19 protein-coding genes are annotated in these 20,570 nt (G+C 58.7%); 14 read left to right on the forward strand and 5 right to left on the reverse strand.

What is annotated here, in order from left to right; all coding sequences use genetic code 11:
- Positions 1 to 87: 87 nt before the first annotated feature.
- Together FJ546_RS05975 and FJ546_RS05980 are read right to left on the reverse strand one after the other, a co-directional pair.
- Entirely contained in the window at positions 88 to 657 is a 570-nt protein-coding gene (locus FJ546_RS05975) for a transposase (RefSeq protein WP_140888517.1), read from the reverse strand.
- Positions 658 to 699: 42 nt separating this feature from the next.
- Entirely contained in the window at positions 700 to 1,266 is a 567-nt protein-coding gene (locus tag FJ546_RS05980) for an IS1595 family transposase (protein WP_181167827.1), read from the reverse strand.
- Here FJ546_RS05980 and FJ546_RS05985 point away from each other — a divergent pair.
- Entirely contained in the window at positions 1,265 to 2,395 is a 1,131-nt protein-coding gene (locus FJ546_RS05985; RefSeq protein ID WP_246686760.1) for an acetylserotonin O-methyltransferase, read from the forward strand. The two genes, FJ546_RS05980 and FJ546_RS05985, sit on opposite strands and share 2 nt — an antisense overlap.
- Before the next feature lie 397 nt (positions 2,396 to 2,792).
- A complete protein-coding gene (locus FJ546_RS05990) occupies positions 2,793 to 3,014 on the forward strand; it encodes a hypothetical protein (RefSeq protein ID WP_140888520.1) in 222 nt (73 codons plus the stop codon).
- Between the two features lie 750 nt (positions 3,015 to 3,764).
- Here FJ546_RS05990 and FJ546_RS06000 read toward each other — a convergent pair.
- Positions 3,765 to 3,977: a cold-shock protein gene (locus FJ546_RS06000; protein WP_140888522.1), complete on the reverse strand. Its 213-nt coding sequence runs from the start codon at positions 3,975 to 3,977 to the stop codon at positions 3,765 to 3,767.
- A gap of 1,302 nt (positions 3,978 to 5,279) precedes the next feature.
- Here FJ546_RS06000 and FJ546_RS06005 point away from each other — a divergent pair.
- The 7 genes from FJ546_RS06005 to FJ546_RS06035 all read left to right on the forward strand — a co-directional run bounded on the left by FJ546_RS06005 (position 5,280) and on the right by FJ546_RS06035 (position 13,642).
- Entirely contained in the window at positions 5,280 to 5,870 is a 591-nt protein-coding gene (locus FJ546_RS06005) for a hypothetical protein (protein ID WP_140888523.1), read from the forward strand.
- Positions 5,871 to 5,936: 66 nt separating this feature from the next.
- Positions 5,937 to 8,180 carry a Mu transposase C-terminal domain-containing protein gene (locus FJ546_RS06010; protein WP_246686781.1) on the forward strand — a complete coding sequence of 748 codons (2,244 nt, stop codon included), beginning with the start codon at positions 5,937 to 5,939 and terminating at the stop codon, positions 8,178 to 8,180.
- The gene (locus FJ546_RS06015) at positions 8,177 to 9,259 is read left to right on the forward strand and encodes an ATP-binding protein (protein ID WP_140888525.1); all 1,083 of its coding nucleotides are present in this window, start codon (positions 8,177 to 8,179) and stop codon (positions 9,257 to 9,259) included. The genes FJ546_RS06010 and FJ546_RS06015 overlap by 4 nt, the downstream gene beginning before the upstream one ends.
- A complete protein-coding gene (locus FJ546_RS06020; RefSeq protein WP_140888526.1) occupies positions 9,256 to 11,277 on the forward strand; it encodes a TniQ family protein in 2,022 nt (673 codons plus the stop codon). Before FJ546_RS06015 ends, FJ546_RS06020 begins: the two co-directional genes overlap by 4 nt.
- 76 nt (positions 11,278 to 11,353) lie before the next feature.
- Positions 11,354 to 12,532, forward strand: coding sequence for an Abi family protein (locus tag FJ546_RS06025; protein WP_140888527.1), 1,179 nt, complete (start codon positions 11,354 to 11,356; stop codon positions 12,530 to 12,532).
- Positions 12,533 to 12,660: 128 nt separating this feature from the next.
- The gene (locus FJ546_RS06030) at positions 12,661 to 13,197 is read left to right on the forward strand and encodes a hypothetical protein (protein WP_140888528.1); all 537 of its coding nucleotides are present in this window, start codon (positions 12,661 to 12,663) and stop codon (positions 13,195 to 13,197) included.
- Positions 13,198 to 13,426: 229 nt separating this feature from the next.
- The gene (locus tag FJ546_RS06035; RefSeq protein ID WP_140888529.1) at positions 13,427 to 13,642 is read left to right on the forward strand and encodes a hypothetical protein; all 216 of its coding nucleotides are present in this window, start codon (positions 13,427 to 13,429) and stop codon (positions 13,640 to 13,642) included.
- Here FJ546_RS06035 and FJ546_RS06040 read toward each other — a convergent pair.
- A complete protein-coding gene (locus FJ546_RS06040; protein ID WP_140888530.1) occupies positions 13,600 to 13,965 on the reverse strand; it encodes a hypothetical protein in 366 nt (121 codons plus the stop codon). The genes FJ546_RS06035 and FJ546_RS06040 overlap by 43 nt on opposite strands.
- A gap of 1,230 nt (positions 13,966 to 15,195) precedes the next feature.
- Here FJ546_RS06040 and FJ546_RS06045 point away from each other — a divergent pair.
- The 5 genes from FJ546_RS06045 to FJ546_RS06065 all read left to right on the forward strand — a co-directional run bounded on the left by FJ546_RS06045 (position 15,196) and on the right by FJ546_RS06065 (position 19,908).
- Entirely contained in the window at positions 15,196 to 16,038 is an 843-nt protein-coding gene (locus tag FJ546_RS06045; RefSeq protein WP_246686761.1) for a DUF3800 domain-containing protein, read from the forward strand.
- A 373-nt stretch (positions 16,039 to 16,411) separates the two neighbouring features.
- Positions 16,412 to 16,939 carry a hypothetical protein gene (locus FJ546_RS06050; protein ID WP_140888531.1) on the forward strand — a complete coding sequence of 176 codons (528 nt, stop codon included), beginning with the start codon at positions 16,412 to 16,414 and terminating at the stop codon, positions 16,937 to 16,939.
- Between the two features lie 78 nt (positions 16,940 to 17,017).
- On the forward strand, positions 17,018 to 17,389 hold the full coding sequence (locus FJ546_RS06055; protein WP_140888532.1) for a hypothetical protein: 372 nt from the start codon (positions 17,018 to 17,020) through the stop codon (positions 17,387 to 17,389).
- 369 nt (positions 17,390 to 17,758) lie between these two features.
- Positions 17,759 to 18,046, forward strand: a complete 288-nt coding sequence (locus FJ546_RS06060; protein WP_140888533.1) for a hypothetical protein — start codon at positions 17,759 to 17,761, stop codon at positions 18,044 to 18,046.
- Between the two features lie 749 nt (positions 18,047 to 18,795).
- A complete protein-coding gene (locus tag FJ546_RS06065; RefSeq protein WP_140888534.1) occupies positions 18,796 to 19,908 on the forward strand; it encodes an acyltransferase in 1,113 nt (370 codons plus the stop codon).
- 100 nt (positions 19,909 to 20,008) lie between these two features.
- Here FJ546_RS06065 and FJ546_RS06070 read toward each other — a convergent pair whose 3' ends face one another.
- The gene (locus tag FJ546_RS06070) at positions 20,009 to 20,560 is read right to left on the reverse strand and encodes a hypothetical protein (protein ID WP_246686762.1); all 552 of its coding nucleotides are present in this window, start codon (positions 20,558 to 20,560) and stop codon (positions 20,009 to 20,011) included.
- Positions 20,561 to 20,570: the final 10 nt, after the last annotated feature.

The raw sequence follows: 20,570 nt of genomic DNA on the forward strand, positions 1-20,570 counted from the left end.
TCCGGAAGACCGGCGGCGGCGCTAAACTGGGGAAGATTCAAACGGCACTTCTGGGGAGTATTGAGCCGGCATCGACAGAGGTCTCGCTCAGGCCCAGACTCGCGCTTCTGGTGGGATGTGGCGCAGGTACCCGAGCTGGAGTTCCTCGGCCGAGATGCGCGGTGGATGCCGATAGCCTTTCGGCAGGGCGACACCTTCAGGGCGCCGCGGCGCCAGGACAGGTCTTGCTGGTGTGCGGCGCGGGTACGAGGTGCGGAACCTGGCCGCCCTCGCAAATCGCTTCCGCAATTTCTCCAGTTTCTCGGCGTGCTGCTCCTGCCATTCGGCCGTGTCACCGACAATGTCGCGGTATGTGATCGGCTTGAGCGAAAGGCCTATGCCGAGCATCCGGTCCATCCCGGACTGGAAGCTGCTCCGCCTGTTCCAGCGGAAGACGTACTCGTTCAGATAGGCGTCGATGTGCTTGGGCCGGAAACCGTGGAATGTGCCAAGGCCCCAACGCTTGAAGTTGGTGAAGACACGATGGATGCGCATGAACTCAAGGGGCACGTCAGAGGTCGCTGCGCTCAGGTTCACGGGGTAATGCTTGCGGGGAACATCCAAACAACCGCCAGCGGCATCGGTGTGCAGCCTGCAGTCGGGCGGTATTTTCCTCAATGAACGGACGGAAGTCTTTCTTTGACGTTCCCTCGATCCGCTTCAGCCGGATCCGGCCGGACGTGAACCTGCCGATCCTCTCGAGCGCGCCGATGACGATAATCTCGCCGCTGCTGCCTTCATCCTTCGCGTGACGGGAATGAGCGTCTCGTCGGCCTCCACGTTGCCTGCGAGCGGCGTGCGCTCCGGATTGACCATTACCCTCCTGAGCTTGTGCAGCAGCAGCCAGGCCGTCTTGTAGGTGACCCCGATCTTCGGCTGGAGCTGCAGGGCGGAGATGCTGTTCGAATGGGTGGTCATCAGGTAGGCGGCCATAAACCATTTGTTCAGCGGCAGGTGCGTGCCCTGCATGAAGGTCCCGGCGATCACCGAAGTCTGCTTGCGGCACTTCGGGTTGTCACCTTTCCCGGCACATTCCCAGAGCCACGGCCGCGCCTCCAGGCGCCAGCCCTTCCGCGAGCCGCAGTGCGGACACACGAAGCCGTCGGGCCAACGCTTCTCCGCCAGGTGTCCCCCACAGGCGTAGTCATCTGGGAACGTCCTGACGAACTCCTCGATCGGCGGCGGCTTGTCGTACTGCCAGCGGGTTGGAAACAGGGCATCGGACATGGAGACGCCGCATAGACTTTGCGATCCGAACCAAAGCTTCGTCAGCCTTGGTACGCCCGTGCTTGCCCCACTTTCAAGCAGGGCAACGGGACGCATCATTCAGAACCTGCTAAACTTCCGTGCATATCGGAGGGATGCCATGCTCAACCCAACGCAACAGATCATGAGGCTAGGCTTTGGATTCGCGGTCTCGCAGGCGCTCCGCGTGATCATCGAACTCGGCATCCCCGATCTCTTGGCGGTCAACGGGCAGTCGGTGGATCAACTTGCGGCTGCCAGTCAGTCGGATGCTGGGGCGCTTTACCGTGTCATGCGGCTCCTCGCGCCTGAGGGGGTGTTCCAGGAAGTGTCGCCCCGTCATTTTGAATTGACGGACATTGGCGCAGCGCTGCGTTCTGATCGGCCGGGCCCCCGTGATTTCGTCCGCATGATCAACAGCGAGCCCTATCTTGCCTTCGAGCAGCTCCTTCATTCGGTCCGCACTGGAAAGCCAGCATTCGACAAGGTCTTCGGGAGCCCAAGGTTCGACTGGTTGTCGCAACATCCAGAGCAGGCTGCCTTGTTTCAGCACGCCATGGTCGCATTGAGCCAAGGCAATAACGAAGATGTCGCCGATGCTTACGACTTCAAGCAGTTCACGCGGGTCGTCGACGTCGGCGGCGGGCATGGTCAACTTCTCTCTGCGATCCTGGCCCGCAACCCTCATTTGAACGGCGTGCTTTTCGATCTGCATTCGGGCGTCGCCGCAGCCCGCCAGAGTGCGGGAGGCGACCTGCCGCGCACCGAATTTGTCGCCGGCGATTTCTTCGAGCGCATCCCCGCCGGTGACGTCTACGTCATCAAGAAGGTCGTTCACGATTGGGATGATGGGCATGCGGCGGTGATCCTGAGAAATTGCCGCAAGGCAATGCTGCCGAACGGCAAGGTGCTTGTGGCCGAGACGCTCGTGCCGCCAGGTGACGAACCGAACCAGATCAAGGGGATCGACGTGGTCATGCTCGCCGTCACTGGCGGCCTGGAGAGAACGAAGGCCCAATTTGCAGGCTTGTTCGACGCTGCGGGGCTGCGTCTCGAACGGGTGATTGAGACCCGAGGATCCATATCCATTCTTGAGGCCTGCCCAGCCTGACCAAGAAAGTTCTCGCCGGCGCTCCCCCTCGACGTTCCGGTTCTACCCAATGGGGCCGGCTAGGTCTTGGCAAAAAGGAGACCGCGCAGCACCATCGAAGGTGGATTGGCAACTGCGGGAAGATATATTGCGAGCTTGCCCGCCAGCGGGCTGCCGGGTTTTAGGGTTATGAAGAAAAAAGCCATCAGAACCTGCGCTTCAACGTCGCGTGCAACCTCGCCCGTGTGACGCCTGCTCTGTGGTGGAGAACGGCACCCATTTGGACACGCGCCGTTCTCGTTCGCCGGACTTTCGGCCTACAACTCCACCTCGATTTCACGAACTGCAGGTCATCATCCGCGGTTCCCAAGCTGGGACCGTCTTGCGTTTCCAGCAACACCCAACCATGATCGCGTACATGAAAAAGGATGAAGCCGAAGAAGCTGTGCGTTTCTTTTGCACAAAATGGGCTGAGGAGCGCGGCCTTCCGCATCAGCCGGACGATCCAAGCTTTTCCGACTTCTATTCTTGGCTTCAGAAGAAATCGCCCGGACACCTGAGATTTCGAACCACAACATCGGTTCGCGATGATGTGGAGCGCTGGTTTATAAGCGAATTCAAGCAGGGTTGGCGCTACTAGGATGGCCTCGCGTTTCCCCCGCACCGTAACAGCGATCCCGACCAGTACGGCCGGCAACCGACGATGAGCCCGGCGGTATCCAGCAATTGAGAGCGAGAATCTAATCTCGCCGTGTTTGGAACCGTCACAATGGAATTATGAAGCTCACGGGATTCGGCTCGGCGTCGTAAGACTGCGCGAGCCTACCAAGTGGCGTCTCACCTGGCTCATATGCTCAATAAAAAAGGCCGGACTGTTAAGCCCGGCCCAGACTGCTGACAAACCTCCGCACGTCTCGAAATCACCCAAGATTCACGGAACGTCTCAGATTCAGATCGCGAACAAACCGGAATCAAAACCCCTCGATTTTGACTGCTGTCAAAAACCGAGGGGTTTGTAATCAATCTGGGCCGGACTGTTAAGCCCGGCCAATTGTGAAGGTTAAAACCTCCAGAGGGGAACGCGTCGAACGAATGGGAGGAGACATTCGACGCAACACATACATGGGGTTCGTATGGGTGACGTTTCAACGGCACCATGGTGGACCACTGTCGCCGCACCATAGAGCCAATGAGACAACCAGTCGAAACGAATGACTGATAGCGTTGGGGCGGCTCGCGGCGCTCCGGAGGCGGATGCCTGGCGTGAAGGAGGCGAGAAATGCCCCCTTCGTTTTCTAGGTATTGGCCTCACGTGATCGTCCACGAAAACGAGTAGAAAGCGGCTGTCAGGTCTTGCCGCGCCCCGGCTTCGTCGGGGCGCGGCAAAAAATCAGCCAGCTTTGCTGAGGCTCGTAGCAGAGGACTTGCCAGTGCGACGGTCCTGCTCGATCTCATAGTTGATCTTCTGGCCGTCATTGAGGGTCGAGAGGCCCGCGCGTTCGACAGCGGAAATGTGGACGAAAACATCCTGACCGCCATTGTCAGGCTGGATAAATCCAAATCCCTTGGTGCTGTTGAACCACTTCACGGTTCCAGTCGCCATATCCGTATTCCTTGTAAAGTTCGCAACGCGTTTGGTTCGGCAATCATGCCGGACCGGTTCATATTGAATTTAATAGACGCAAAGATGCGAAAAAGCGCAAGGCCTGGATAGACACGCCGTGGTCAGCGCATCGTTTACTCATCCGGACCGGCGGCGACAAAGCGGCGGTCGCGAAGGCAGACGACTCCTAGCTTAGGGATGAAGCTTTTGCCCTGTGATCAGCAATCACCGTCGTGCATCAGTCGGGTCGCCGATCAGCGATCAAGGCGGGTAACATTCAGTTGCAGCGTGTCACGCAGAGGATGATCGGACGTAAAAAGCCCGGTAGTGACAGGAGCTAAGCAGATGCCAATGTGATTGGGCTGCGCGCCGCATCGCCCAAGTCGGAGATTGGTAAGGTGGTAGTCTACGGCAACCTTCTTGGTAGCTTCCTGACGCCACAGAAGGCACCACCCCGCCGACCCTGGCGCAACTCGCAGCTGCGCTGAAGGCAGCGGCGAACAAACCGCTTTCGGCGGCCATTATCGGAGCGTAAATGCCAAATTGGCGGCGACCAATCCGTCCCTGACGACGGCGATCGCAGCGTATGCGGGCGGCGCCAGGACGCAAATCCCCGGCCCATGCTTACCCACCGACGCCGTCTTGCCCGCCTTGGCATCGGCAGATGGTTACCGGACTGCGATCGGATTTTTCAGATCTGAACAATTTTACGAGTCCTGTTCACTATATCGCAGGACTTCCCGGGTAAATGCCGCCTTCCCGACGAACGCCGGGCACAGAGGACCTAACGAAAATGACAGCGAAGTGCATATCGATAGCAGTGCGGGAAGTCCGCGAAGCTAAGGGCTGAAGCCCCGGTATGTTCCGCCGGGATTTTGTCCCGGCTTTTCGGCCCTCCCCTGATCGATGAAAGACGTGGCGAGCCATTGCCTCGCCGGAACGAACCGACGTGCGGCTTGCGCTGCTCGCGGCTTCTTCCGGCGTGCGAAGCCACCACGCCTTCTCGGTCCGCTGTCGATGCGCTCCGCCAATCCTGGCGGCACGCTCCGTCGTCGCTATCAGGGAAACGAACATGCGTTGCCACAATCTCCTGCTCGCCGAAACATTGAAAACGTCCGTCCACGGATTCAGCTTCCGTTCCGACGCGCTCGCCAACCATCAGGTGGCAGCGATCCGTAGCTCGTCCGGGGGCTGGTCCATACCAATGCCGCTCCACGTGACTGGGGCCGGGACGCCCCTGCGGTAGATGTCGAGGACAGCGTCGCCAACCGCGTGCCGCGACCGAGGAAGCGCGGCTCCAAGGTGGGCGCCGTAGTCGATCCGTTCCGTCGCACTAGCGTCTGGTTCGAAAGCGATCTGGAACAGTCCGCACTTGTAGTCCTCCTCACCCTCCCCGAGACCTTGGAGGTCCGTGAACAGCAGAAAGCGGAATACATCCAGCACGGCGAGAAGCGAAAACATTACTTCGACTTCGTTCAACGACAGGCATCCGGCAGGATCGCCTATGCCGTCAAATACGAACAAGACGTGGATGATGAACTTCTCGAAACGCTAAGGCTCATCTCTGAGCAACAGGGCGATCGGTTCGCCGACCAGTACCGGATCCTGACGGAGAAGGACCTGACGCTGACGCAGATCGAGAACGCCAGGGAAATCCTCGCGTATGCGTCCGACTTCGACTTCGAAGGTCAGGCGCTCGTTTCCGCCGCTCTGCAACGGCTTCCCGCGCGGGTCCTGATCGCCGACATCGTCCGCACGACAGGCTTGGGCGAACGCGGGCGGCGCGCCGCCGTGGCCCTGATTCAGAAAGGACTCCTGAAGGTTCCGGCAAACGTCCGGCTGGCCGACAACGCCTTTCTCATCAACCGCGCCGCACACGAAGGCCGTCGTTAATCCAATCCTCACAGCAAACCTATTAAGGCAAAGGAAAACAAGGAAATGGAGGGGAGCGTGAAACTGATGAATCCGGCTTTGGCGAAAAGTCACGAGAGATGTCACCTATTTGGCCGCCACGACAGGCTCGTCATCGACGGTCAGTCCTTCAGGGTCGAGCGTAAGGTCAAGGACTCGCACGTGCTGCAGCCGGTGACAGGCGACCTGATCGCCGAGGACTTCTTCGTCGTGAAGACGGACAAGGAGATCAACGGCCTGATCCGCTCGAAGCGCATGCGCATCGACGAAGGCTACTATTCGAAAGCCCTCGGAATCCTGCGGGCGCGGTTCGACGACTCGGACCTCACCGACCTTTCGGAAGAGGATCTAAGGACCGTCGCCTGGAAGAAGGAGTGGTGCGTTCGTTTCTTGGACGCCGCGGCGAACGCCGAAGGGCGTTGGCGCCCTCGCCGCACGCTTGATGACTGTGCCCGTTTCATTGAGGAGAACGCGGACCGCATGGATCGCTGGTACCTCGACACGTTCGGAGAGCGGAGGCGGCCCGGGAGAAGGCTCCCTGGTGAGGTGCGGAAGGCATTCGATTACCCAAGTTCTCCCGCATTAAAGAAATGGCTTGCAAAGTTCATCGCAGGGCACTGCCGCATGGACAGCTTCCGTCCGCGCTATTCGAACTGCGGAAACCGCAACCAACTCGATCAGCGCGCTGCCGCAGTGATCGCTGTCGAAGTTCAAAAGTTCGCCAGCATCCTGAAGCCCAAGATGACGGACATCTGCGAGAACGTTGAGCTGGCCCTCGACGAAATCAACAAAAGGCTTCCGCAGCACCAGCATGTCTACGCTAGCGACAACGCCGTTCGCCGCAGGATTCATGCGCTTGACCCCTTCATGGTCGACGCCGGCCGTGAGGACAGCGACTACGCTCTCCGGAAATACACTCCCGTCGGCAAGGGACTCTCAATCACGGCGGCGCTAGGCCGGGTCGAGATGGACGACTGGGAAGTCGACCTCCACACGCTCATCGAGCGCTCCGCAATCTGGAAGGCCTTGACGCCCGAGCAACGAAAGCTCGTGCCCCGCGTCCGGATGGCGTTTACGGCAGGCATCTGCTGCGCGTCCCGCGCCATCGTCGGCTTCAACCTTTCCATCAACAGCCCCTCGACTGCCACGACGAAGCCCGCGCTCAGGTCGGTAATGGTCGACAAGACCGAATTAGCGGCTGCGGCGGGAGCGCAAGCCTCTTGGCATATGCATGGCCGCCCCACCTACGTGGCGACTGACGGAGGACCGGCGTACGGCAGAGAATTCGATGACGCAGCGATGCGCGCCAACATCAGTCGTGTGATCCCCGAGCAAGACCCCCGCATGCGCGGCACGGTCGAAGCCTTTTTCCGCTACATGAAGCGCCTTTGCCGCTACTTCGCCGGACGGGCGTTCGCTAACGTTGTCGAACGGGGAGACTATCAGGCGGAACAGCTCGCGGCGCTGACGGTCGGAGAATTCTACAAGACCGTCATCGTATTCATCGTCGACTACTACCATCTCCGCCCCCACCGTGGCCTCGAGGGCCGGACGCCGTACGGCAAATGGATGGAGCTTGAAAAAGCTGGCCTGCCGCCTGCCCCTTCCGAGCAACAGCTGGCCGTTGCCTTCGGGCTGCGGCGCAAAGACCGCAGCATCAGCAAGCATGGCGTCGAGTTTCTGGGGATTTCATACAACTCGCTGGAACTCGCGCGTCTCTTCGCTCTCTTGGGTCAGAAGAAGGTCGACGTCATCATCGAGCCTGAGGACCTTGGCGGCGTATTCGTCCGGATTCCCAAACAGTTCAGGGGTCGGATCAAAGGAGTCCCCGAAGACCAGCACTTCCTCACGGTTCCCAGTGTGGACGGCACAGGCAAAGGGAAGACGCTCGCTGAAACGCTCCTGGCCAAGCAGGCGGTGCGCGAGTTCGTTAAAGCCGAGCAGGCAGCAGGGCGAACGATCCGCATCGATGCCCATCGGCACTTCCTTGATCTGGCCGAAAACGTCCGCAAGAGGGCCGCCATCGCGACCCACGAAATCACCGAAAAGACTCTGGATCTGATCGAGGCTCGGATCGCGTTCTCCGGCAGGGCAGGACTTGGGTCTGTTGAACATGCGGCCGAGGAACCCGAGGGCGACGGTTTGGGTACAGTCATCGCGATCTCGACGCGACGCCGTGTCGATACCGGGCAGAAGCCCCTCCCGTCTCCGGAATCGCCCCACGAAGAAAGTTCACCAAAGCCGAAGCCGTTCGGCGGAAGCATGAACCTTTACGACGGAGACGACGAATGACGCGTCAACTTGCCGATCAGGGGCTCCGTGCAGATCACGAGCGGGCCGACGGTACGCTCGTGACGGACTGGAACGATGCCATGTCCGACGACGACTTTCTCGATACGATCGAGGGCCGCTTGAGCGAGAAGGACAAACGCGTCAAGGAGATGCTGGAACGCGCGAAGAGCGTTTACGTGCGCTGCGGACGGGACGACGTCGCCAAAAAGACTCTCTCCCGCTTTGTCGCGATGATGCTGGCGAAGAAAAACAATCGGAGAGACGACGGCCGCATCCTGTTCGTCACCGGCGAAAGCGGCGCGGGAAAAACCACCTTGGTGGAGCGCATGCTTGAGGAAAACCTCACGCTGGCCCCGATCAAGAAGTCGTATGGCACCATCGAACCCGTTATTTCCCTTACGCTGATGGGACCTTCGACCCTCAAGTTCCTAGGGCTGAATATCCTGCGGAAGGCAGGTTACAAGATCACCCGCAAGTACGAGCAAGGCGAGGTATGGGACATCCTCCCCGAGCAACTCCACCTGCGGAAGGTCCTTGTCATTCATATCGACGAAACGCAGCACCTGCTGAAACTGACCGAATCCGATAAGGAGCGGGACTCCGTCAGGAAGGCGCTCAAGGGCGTCGTGAACTACACGCCCTGGCCTGTCAGCTTCATCATGTCCGGCATGCCGAGCATCACCTCCCTCGCGAAGCTTGACGAGCAGATCGAGCGGCGCGCACGACACCTGCACCTTCCGGATGTCGTTCTTCCAGAGGAGCGCATCCTCATCCTCAATGTCGTGGCTGCTATGTGCGAAGCGGCCGGCCTGAACCCCAGCAAGGTGCTGGAAAGCGACCTCCCGGACCGTATCGCGCATGCGGCCAGGTATCGGTACGGACGCATCGCTCAGGTGATCCTTGCCGCAATTGAGCATGCGGCGTCGCAGAACGCTGTCATTCTGACACGAGACCATTTCGCCCTAGCCTACATCGAACATTCACAGGCCCGTGGCCATGACGAAATGAACCCCTTCCTCGTAGACGACTGGATTCGATTGGAGCCCGGCCTGTTCATGATCGAGGACCACTGGCCATGAGAACGAACGGGCGGATTCTCGAACCGCTTGCGTTTGCCTATCCGCTCGAGGACCAGGAACCGGCGGCGGGCTTCGCGTCCCGCCTGGCGGCCCTGAACGGCCGCTCGCTGAAGGATCTCCTTCGCGACATGAGCATCCATCAGCGGAGCCTCGACAAGGGTGTCCCGTCGGCAGTGCGAGACATCGCCACGCTTGGTCGGGCAGACCCGGGAAAGCTGTTGAGGTTTACGCCTATCCCCAAGGGCGGCAGATTCTTCGAGGTAGCCGACGAGACAGTCGTCCGGCTTGCGGTCAACCGGACGTATTTCCGGTTCTGTGCCAGGTGCGCGCGGGAGGACATGGACCGCTATGATGGCCCGTCGTCCAGTAGACCGTGGCTCCGGCTTCAATGGACCCTGTCTCATTTTCGGTCCTGCGGCCGCCACAATGTTCTTCTCACTGGGACGAACCCCATCCGAACGCCCTTCGCTCCATTCGATTTCAGCGGCACGTTGCGCGAGCTGATTCCGAGCCTGCACCAGATTGCAGCCGCGGCGGTCCCTGCGCGCGCCTCCCCTTTCCAGGCATGGCTTCAGGATCGGCTCCGCGGAGTGCGGTCGCAGGAAAACTGGCTGGACGACCTCCCGCTGTACGTGGCGGCGCCATTCTGCGAGGCCCTCGGCGTTTCCTCGCTGCACGAACCCAAGGTCAAGGTTGCAAAGTTCATCGCCTCCGACTGGGCCGCGGCCGCCGATGAAGGATTCCGCATCGCCAGCACCGGAGAGGATTCGCTCCGGACGCTCCTCGGACGGCTCAACGAGGCGCAGTCTTCCACACGTGGGTTCTGGGGGCCGCGCGACACCTATGGCTACGCATACGGCCTGCTCCAAAAGACGGTGGACGATCCGGCCTTCGCCAAGCTGCGCGACGCCGTGCGCCACTTCGCCCTTGAGACCATGCCGATCGAACCCGGGACCGACGTGCTCGGAGAACCAGCGGGCGACCGCAAGATCCACACGGTTCGCACTGCGGCCCGGGACTCAGGTGTGCATGCCCTCACCATCCGTCGGCTTTTCAAACGGATGGGCGTCGACGGCGCGGGAGAGCGATCAGGGGTCATGGACCACCGCATCCTTGTCACGTCCGGCGAGGTCCATCGAGTCGTTTCGGAGCTCAAGGATGCGATCACTGCTCCGGAGGTCGAGAAGCTTCTCGGCGTTCCCCGCCTCCACCTGAAGGCGTTGGTCGCCGGCGGGCACCTTTCCGCATTGGCAGATACAGGCTCTCGAAGGAATGCGAAGCGACGTTTCTCAACAGAAGTTGTCGAGCAGCTTCGGCACCGCCTTTTCGACGGCGCCTGCGAAGTTTTAGAGCCAACCGAGCGCCAGGTCGATGTTATCGGCGCGCGGCGTGCGTCCTCCTGCAGCATTCCAGACCTTCTCGACATGGTCTTCACGGGGAAGCTGAGCTGGAAAGGCAGACTTGTTGGGAGGATGGACTACATGGCACTGCTCCTGGACGCCGACGAAATGACGCGGATCGTGCGTTCGCGCGAGACGCGCACAAACCTTACCAAGGAGGAGACAGAAGCTTTCCTTCCGGGGACGCATGATCGCGTCGTGAACGCGTTGATCGCGTCGGACTACCTGACGCTGGTTGAGGAATTCAGCCCAGACGCGAGGCGGATAATCCCGGTCGTTTCACGGGAGAGCGCGGAGGCGTTCAGGACGCGTTTCGTTTCGCTTGGCGAACTCTGCCAGAAGACTTGCATGCACCATAAGCAGGTTCGCGCCCTTCTCCGGTTAACCGGAATCATGCCGACGCTACTCCCGGAAATGGTCGGTGCGTTTTTCTACGACAGGCAGTCCGTTGAACGGTTCGAAGCCGACAACCTGGATGCCTGGGCCTACGACAAAGCATCCGTTCGGCAAATGATCAGGAAGCAGAAACCGGAGGCGCAACGGGCCGCCCCTTCTGCAGTTGCCCTCAAAAAAGCAGAACCCCCGGCCGACGCGACGTCAGGTCCGGGGGTTTCCTAGTGCTCACCTCAGCGCGTAACCGACTAGCGGTCATGGGCGACAGGGATACGCAATTGAAAAGGATAATGTAGGACCGATGGCTGAAAGTCAAGAAGCATTCGACTACGCTGAGCCACACGAGGCGGCGATCAGAAAAGCGCTGACCGACCCACGACTGTGGAAGTACAATAGCCGCAGCGGGCATCAGTTTCCATTCACCATGCAGTGGTATCTTTGGAATGCCCGCTTGGCAAAGGCTTTCCAGTTTCCGCTTCAGGTACTCGAAGTGACGATTCGAAACGCGATCGTAGATCACCTCCGCCTGCGAGGTGCTCCTGCCGAATGGGCCTTCGACAAAGAGACCATCGATCGGCTCGAACGGTGTGACGCCGGGATCCGCGAGTTACTCAACAAGAGCAAGCGTCAGCTTCTCTCGAAGGCATTACCCGAATGGCAGTACGCGACCGTGAAAGCGCTCCCGGACACACAGGACATCACTTCCTATGGCCGGATCGGAACGAACGATGTCATTGCTAACATGTCCTTCGACTTCTGGGCGCGCTTGCTCGGATCGAAGTTCGAAAGGGACTGGCAGCTGACGCTCCGCACGGTGTTCCCAAATGCCGACCTCATAGAGTCCCGCCGCTCGATCTGGAGTGGGGTCAAGCGCGTCAAAGAGCTTCGGAACCGGGTCGCCCATCATGAACCGATCTTCCAGCTCGCCGATCTCCAGGAAATCCATGCTGAGATTCTGAGACTCACTGGGCTCCGGTGCACGACAACGAAAACCTGGCTTCAGCACTTCTCCACCTTCCAAAGTGCGTTCAAGCAGATGCCAGGAACTTGGAAGGCCCCGGGTGACCAACCCATCGACGACATGCTGCATCCAGTTCTGGAAGCGACAGATCCATCAGTCGCCATCAGGGAAATTCTTGGGCCGCTTTCTAACCCAGACACTTGGGGCATCGTGAGGCAGAACGGCCAGATTGCCCTCTTCGGGCACGCCGACATCGCGCGGTGGGTGGCAAGTTGGGCAGATCTAGGAATTATCGACCTGGACGCGCCCTTGACGGAGATGCTCGAGCGTGCGGCGCCACGTCACCGCACAATCGCTGTCACTTCGGGCACGACGGTTTCGGAAGCCGGCGCTAGGTTCTTCGAGAGAAATGTTCCGTCGAAAAGCAAGCCCACGGCAATGCTCGTGACATCCGACGGAACCGCGAGCGGGAACCCCATCGGTATCTTGTTAAAGGAAAACCTTCGCGCACGACGTTAGGTGTGTGGATGCGGTTTCTCCGGGAGCAGAGCGCTGTCTTCATTTGTACGCGATGCCGCGCAACTCTGATGTTTTGATCCTTGCTTTATCCGCTCTGATCCTGCGCAGGCAGTTCGGGAGGCAGTAGCATGAAGCGCAGAAAGAACGCGAACTTCCTTGAAGGCCGAGACTCAACGGCACAGTTAGTCGGCGACGAGGGGTTCCGGCACTGCCCGAACTATGTTGTCCACTTCCGGCGCCTGCCGCATCGCGAAGTGGGTATTCCGCCCTTCTGGGAGCTTCACGTCCAGAGCTCCGAGAACGCCTATACGGTCAACGTCGGCATTCCGGCCGACGAACTGGACTTTGTCATCCAGCGTCTGCCCGAACCCTCTCCGGAGAAAGAAGGGGTCGTGTTCGTACGGGCACGAGACGAAGTGGTTCTTCCGGAAGACATCAGGCGGCTCTGCGGCGAAACACTTTTCCCGTTCCTGATCTACAAGGTCGTATCCGCTCCGCCAGGATCACCCTTCAAAAATGGTCAGCGCTATAACGACGCCGATCTGACGCGTCCGATCATGGCAACCGAAGCAGACAAGGTGGCTAACGCGAAGCGGAAGCAGACTCTCCTGGATGGTTTTGCTGAGGAGATAGAGGACAACTGCTCGCCCCCCTCCAGGTTTTGACCCGGCTATCAGGAACCGCTCCTTCTCCCGCGCCTGCTTTGCGCGGCGGCCGCGCCTTGGTCCCAGGCGCAGCGGCGCTCATCACGGGGACGTCGACCAGTCCTCCGGCCGCGATGCTTGACATCAAGCGGTGAATCCTTGACTGCCGACTATCGCCGGATCGCGCTAACCAGCGGAACGGCAAGGATTCGAAAGCTGCCTAAGCCGAAGCCAAAGAAGGAGCGAGACTTTGTCCGTGGAACACTCCGACGACATCGACGCGAAGATCGAAGAAGTTCCGGCCGACAGCAGTCCGGATGGCGAAATCTTTGACCTGTGGAAGGACGGAAAGCATGTTGCCTACGTGGTCATTCCCGCAAAGACCGGGAAACGACACACAGTGGTTGGTGACTTGGGCGACGCTCATAAGGCGCTCGGAGTGTTGAATTCCGGCAAGCCAGAATGAGCGGCAGCATATGCCTCTGCATTGCGGATGATATCCGAATTTAACAGCCCTTTTGCACGCAAGTCCACGAAGACCGGATCATCGAGCTTCAGGAGGGCGCCCTCACCCCATTCCGCCTCGATGGCCTGCCACTTCTTTGTGACTTCCTGCCATCGAGCATACTTAGCCCTGACACCCTCCGATGCCGAGGTCGCCAAGTCTGAGAAGTTTCCCTTCAAGACGTTGGCCATCATCCTGACGCTGCCGGATCGCTCGAGTGAATCTAGAACGTTGAGTTTTTCGTCCTCGGTCAGCCTGCTAAAATACCGTGGCTTGTTTTCCATCGCCGTCACCCCTTATGCTCATGCCAAACAAGGGTCAGGCGTCGGGTTGCTGGCGTCAACCCGTGATACGAGCCTTGTCTCGCGCCCGTCCTTACCAAGGAGTGAGGGAAATCAGCAGCGAGGAAGAAGCCTCAGCCGTGGGATCTCGCAATAGGTCTCGAAGATGCGTCTCACTCAGGAGCTTCAAAATCTGTGGTTTCCACATCGTACACTTGCATGACCGCTTACGGCGTAGGACCCGTGGGATTTGGCAGGCGGTCGAAGAGTTACGCTAATTACGGCGTCAAGGCGGCGCTCAAGCCAGAGCAGGAACAACCTACGGCATTATTGCCCTGCGCGCAGCTGGCGCCATGGCAATTACTTTCGGATGTTCCGTTCGGTAACGCACGCGATCCGCCTTAGTCCAAACACCAGACGTGCAGCAGCTCTTCGAAACTGGCGAAGGTTGTGTCAGGTTCCTCGTTCGATTTGGCTCTGACTGTGAGAGGCGCGTCGGCGAAAATATGGGCAACCTGCGACTCACCGCTCAGCTCCGTCACCCAGGGCTGGGTGATAAGGATGAGGTGCGAACATCCCCATCTGGATTGCCGTTGTGGCGTCATGCACGATACGCTTTCTATGGTCGTCGCGTTTGGCGCGGCCACGCTCGTTAAGATCTGAGACAGCTTCGCCGCGGGATCACGTGCTCACTTGATTTCAGTGTCAGCTCATGAACTTACTCCGGCGACAGGCGGGTGAACGACTGTAACCCGGGCTCGATCTGCACCTGGCTCCAGATGGAATTTTTGGTCATGCGGGCACACCTCCTCATTTCGGAGATGCCATGCCGAACTCTGACCCGCAAGCCGTTGGACCCCCGCATAGTCAGCTGCCGATCGGCCGTCATGTGCTACGCGCAGTCCTGATCTGCGCGAACCGGGCAAACGTGGTGCCCGTATTTCACGCTCCGGCAGTTCCACTCGCCCGTTCTCGATCCGGCAAACTCAGCCCGACCGTTCGATAGTTGGCATAACGAAGCGCAATACATTCGGGGCTCTGGCTTCTGTTCCCAACGAACCTAGGCGGCGTAGTCAACACCGTGAGGCTGTAAGGACTACACCCCGGCATTGCTGCTGTGGTACGTGCCCGCCTCAACCCGAAGAGCGATACGCAATACAATCTGTAAACCCAAATGGATGTAGTTCTCACAAAAACTCAGCGTCGAGACCAATTGTGATGGAAAGAAATACTGTGAACTCCGAACAGCCTCACCTGACCTTTTTCATGGACGATTTCGGAACTCGTACGATGTGCAAGCCAGGTGACGCGCTGCCTATGGAGCCTCATATCTTCAGCTTTGGCCTCGGCGGGATAATCGTTCCTTCGGAGGCGGTCCAGGCTCTGTCTGACGCTACAATTAAGTTCTGCAATCGCTGGGATGTGCCGGAACTGCACGGAAATAAGATCCGATCAGGAAAGGGCAAGTTCGGTTTCCTGAAACAGGACGAGGAACGGAAGAACCTCTTCTTCGAAGAGCTGGAGGCTCTGATCGTCGATGAGCGTATTACGGCACATGCATGCGTGATCTGCCGCCCGGGTTATAGAGACAGATACTATGAGAAGCACGTTGAAGGCTCACGATGGCAGATGAGCCGGACGGCCTTCGACATCTCCGTCGAGCGCGCGGCCAAGTACGCGAGGCTTGCTGGCCGGAAACTCTCTATTGCATATGAGCGATCCGGAGCGACCGAGGATCGCCTCATCGAAAACTATTTCGAGGGACTTCTCAAAAAAGGAACTGGCTTTGACGCAACAAACTCATCGAAGCATACGCCTCTCACGAAAGATGAGCTGGCAGAGACGCTTCTGACCATCTGGCCAGACGGGAAAAGCAATCCCATGCTGCAATTGGCTGACCTTGTGCTGCACCCCCTCGGTCACCGCCCAACCGGCATGAGAAACCGAGCGCACGACCGATTGTCAGAAGCAGGACAAATCATCGATTTGAGGAGCAACGGCGACGAGACGATCGCTGTTAAGTACTCCTGCTACGATGATCCATACAAAGAATGGGTGAACCCTAGAAACACATAAGGGACCCGAAGGTCCCTTAAGGTCGGTCGGCGTAAAGCCAGACCCCGTGGCAAAGCCATGTACCGTGTATAGAGCGTTGCTTCCGGTTTTTCAAGCGCTTTTTAGATCATCAGAACAGCCAGCCGCCCTTCAAAAGCTACACGCTGCCGCGATTCCTATTGAGGCACGTGCGGCCCTTTTTCATGTCGGTCTACCTGTGTTTGGTAGATAGGCCCGACGATCGATCACTCGGGCGATCGCCTCCTGGCGTCGACCCGGTTAGTCCAGAAATAAACTTCCTGGCACGGTGCGCTTGGACCGCATTGGCACGCGACCATATTGATTGTTGCTAGAGCCCGCCCGAACCTGTCTCCCAGATAGCGGGAGACCCGACATGAGAGACAGAAAGCAGGAAGCCTTCCGGCAGGGACGGGACCGAGCAGAAGGAGAACAAGGCACTAAAAGCGGCCCGGGCTTCCTTGTAGACTTCCGCCGCAGACCGGATTGGGTGGAAGGCAACCCGAACATCTGGGAACTCGATGTAAGGGGCTCACACAACGAATACTCCGTCATCGTCGGCGCGCTTTCCAGCCAACTGGACGTGCTCATCCAACGCCTGCCGGAGCCGAACGCTGAAAGGCAAGGCGTCATGTTCGGCCGGACGCTTGTGGAAGTCATCCTGCCTCCAGACATCAGGCGGCTCTGCGGTGAGACGCTCCTTCTGGCTCTCGTCTACAGGGTCTTGGCCGCCCCGGCGGGATCGCCCTACAACCAGGGGCAAAGCTTCGCCGATGCCGATCTGAGCCGTCCTGTTGCGGCGACGAAGGCTGACAAGGTCGCGAACGAAAGGCGGAAGGAGGCGCTCCTTCGGCAATTCGAGTTCGACATGGCCGAGGGCCGTTCGCTCTCGCAGCAGTTCTAATCTTTGAAGGCGCGATTGCGCCGGCAGCTTTCCGCGCTCATGATTCGTTCATCGAAAAGACTGTCAGGGATAACAGAGATGACCAACTTCCACCGCCTCCCGAGCGTCGAACAGGACCTGCTGCCGACGATGAAGCTCTTTATGGAAGTCGGCATGCCTGATTCCGTGGAAAGGATGATTGAGGTCAGCGGCGAAAGAATACGGACCTCGGAAATCCCTGAGGCAGTCCGCGTCCTCGACGAGGCGGAGTCGTGGTTAGCTTCGGCGAGGCAGCACGAAATGGTTCACGGTAAGGGCAGCCTGCTGAATAAAGAACACCCGACATACGTGAGGGTCTTCGTTACGAAGGAGGCCGGCAGACCAGTTCCGGAGCAGTTCAGATATCCAATTAGGCCTCACGGCGCCGGAGGGCCCACCAACTGGAATGTCAGCTCCTGTAGCGTCTCATAGACTTGCTCGATGATTTCCTCAGTCCGCGGATCGACGGCCGTGAATCGTTGCTGCGTCACAACCGTGCCGTTCGGATAAGCCACGACATACACGGCTTGGAATATCCATCGTCCTGTATTCGGTTCGTCGCCCTGGGTGACTGTGATCTGCGCGCTATAGAAATCGGAGGCGGCCACAGCGTCGGATTCGCTCAGGAAAAGTCCCGAGATTCGGCCGAAGCAATCTCTTGAGCACCAGATTTCGAGTCCCGAAATGACTGCTGAGTAAGCTTTCGATCTGCTGTGTTGATTTGGTGCCATCATTCCGGATTCCTATTTTCCCGGAGGTAAGACAATTGGACTTGACCGAAAGTTAAGCGCCCGGCGGAAAGTGGACAAGGTCAGCGAATATTACATCTGGGACACGCCTATCAAGGTGCCTGGCAACGTCGCTTTCCCTGATGGCTGCGAGCCTGAAATCCAGGCATGGCTGCGTGCGAATGAAGGAGAGCACGTGGGCCACCTTCAAACTTCTGCAGCCCGCTTCTGTGACGAAGATTGGTACATCAACGAGGACGATCTGCCCGCCGGAGCGAAACAGGATCGGTTGGGGAAGACCGACTTGCCTGCAGCACCCGAGATCCGTCGCTGGGGCAGGATCGTGAGCAGGACTGGCTGAACCACCGTGGTCGTAAGCTCTGCGAGACAGCGCCGTATGAGCGCGAGTACCTCGTCCGGCTTGAGATAGATTTCTTCGGCCGGAACGGCGATCACACTGTTCTTGAAGGTCGGACACCACCCAAGAAAACCTGTCAGACACACTCAGGTATACAACTTTGCGTCTGCCAGGTACACAACTTTGGGTGTGGAATATCTTCCTAAAAAATAAGCCACTGATTTCAATAGGTTCCAGAAGGGTCAGGATACAACTTTGGGTGTCCGACCACCTGCTGAAGCTGACTGACTGACTGACGCGTCACTGTATCTCGCTCGACGTCAAGGTAAGCTGCTCATTCGACACACGACGTTTGCTCACCCTCGTTTTTGAAAGGTGAGCAAACGGAAACGGCAGGAGGCCTGGATCAATGTCAGGGCCTCCTGATTCACGTCTAGTCTAGGACGATGATGGTGGGCGCGGCTATTGGCGTCATCGGCTCCGTTATCGGGATCCAGATCTACGGCCCATTGGGTGCCGCTATGGGGCTCGCGTTGCTCTGGTTGTATGGAACGTTGCAATCGCGGTCATTCTGAGAGCGTTGTGAACCTTTGGTCCCGTTCTGGAAGGCCGAACTCATGCAAACGCACGATGATTTAGCCCGAAGCGACTAGCACTATCGATACGCGCTCGATAGACCTCTCTGTGACGCTGAAGCCTTGGGATCAGGCTTTTAGTCAGGGTCAAAGGGCCCTGTATGACGAGGAGGGGCAATGGAAATGGTTGGCAACACCAACTCATCGCGCCTGGCATCACTCGACCTTCTACGATTGATCGCAGCCTTGGCGGTTGTGTGCTTTCACTACCTTTATCGAGGACCGATTGCCGGAGATGTCGACGCTGGATATCCTGTGGCTGCTCCGTTTGCCATCTATGGCTATCTCGGTGTCAATCTGTTTTTCCTGATCAGCGGTTTTGTCATCACGTGGTCGGCTGAGGGGCGGAATTGGCAGGATTTCGCCGTCGCGCGCTTCGTGCGGCTTTATCCTGGATTTCTGCTCTGCATGACGTTGACGTTTGTCGTTCTCTCAATCGCCAACAACCCTAGATTTCCGACAAATTTTTCGACCTATGTCGCCAATCTTTCCATGTTCTCCCGCGCATTCGGCAGGCCGTCAATGGACGGTGTCTACTGGTCGATCATGCTCGAGATCGTATTCTATGGCTGGGTTGCGGCGCTTATTTTTGCGGGTGCCTTCCAGCGTTGGAAGTTGGCGATCGTTGCCATCTGGCTCGTGATTTCGGCAGGAAATGAGCTCTTCTTCGGAAACACGGCGATACGAATTTTGCTTATCACAAGCTACGCGCCGTTTTTTGCCGTCGGTATTTTGGCCCAACAGGTTGTCGCAAAAGGGCGTTCGCCGGCGGCGCTCATCCTTCTTGTCGCGGCATTCCTGTTGTCGTGCCAGACGATCACATTCAATCAGGGCTGGATGCAGGAACATTACGGAACGGCCATTCCCTATCCCGCACTCTTGGTCGCCAATGGATTTGTCTTTGGGATTTTCGCAGGTGCGCTCCTGATCCGCTCCCGCGTGGCCCCTTCGAAAACCGTTCTGATGCTCGGCGGATTGACTTACCCACTTTATCTTCTGCACCAGTACATAGGTTATCTCTCTCTCAACGCACTGGCCCCGTTTATCGGCAAGAACGCTGCGTTCCTTGTCGTTTTTCTCACGGTGCTCCTTGCCTCCTTCTTGATCTGGCGTTTTGTCGAAACGCCGCTACGCAAGCCGCTTATCCGCGGTTTGACGTCCGCCATCGATCACATCGCATCAGCAGGATCCGCGCACGCCGGAAGGAACCGCCCAGTGGCACGGACTTAGCGTCACCTTCGGGGGCGGGCCAGGAGGTGGGTCGCCAGCGGCAGGAGCACTGGTCTAGGCGCTTGCACGCAACGCGAACTGATCGATCTCACGGCGCTAGTCATCGCTGCATCCTGTCAGAGTGAAGGCATCCCAGGCCGAGCCATCCGGATTGGCGTCGGCGAAATCGGCCCATTCGGTGAAAGCCACACCGAAATCGGGCAACAGCCAGCCCTTTCGGCGCCGGTGTCGCTTCGCGCGAGTTCAACTGCTCGGCGCCGCCGCCGGTCAAGGCATAGACCTGACCGTCCCATATCCTGCACAATCCGCTGCCATCCTGCAGGCCCGCTTCGCGGTCGTCGTCAGTGCAGGTGTGGCGGATTGTGCCGAGCGGAAACGAATTCTTGCCGTTGGTCCAGGTGATATCTGCCGGCAGGTTTTTATCGGTGTTTGGCACGCTCAGCGAGAACACCTGCGCCGTCAGCGCCGCCGGCTCATTGTCGAGCGGCCGGAATCGCAGAACCGCGCCCGAGCGCGGCTCGCGGTAGGTGGCGTGGCTCAGCAGGCATTCCTTGGCATTCGCCATCTGGATCGGGCCAAGCAGGCCCAGGAAAACGCAGGCCAGTTTACGAACGATCACAGGATGTCTCCGGGAAAGCGTTGTGGAAGCCAAAAACCCGTCC

This window comes from Mesorhizobium sp. B2-4-19 (genome assembly GCF_006441315.1).
Taxonomy (GTDB): domain Bacteria; phylum Pseudomonadota; class Alphaproteobacteria; order Rhizobiales; family Rhizobiaceae; genus Mesorhizobium.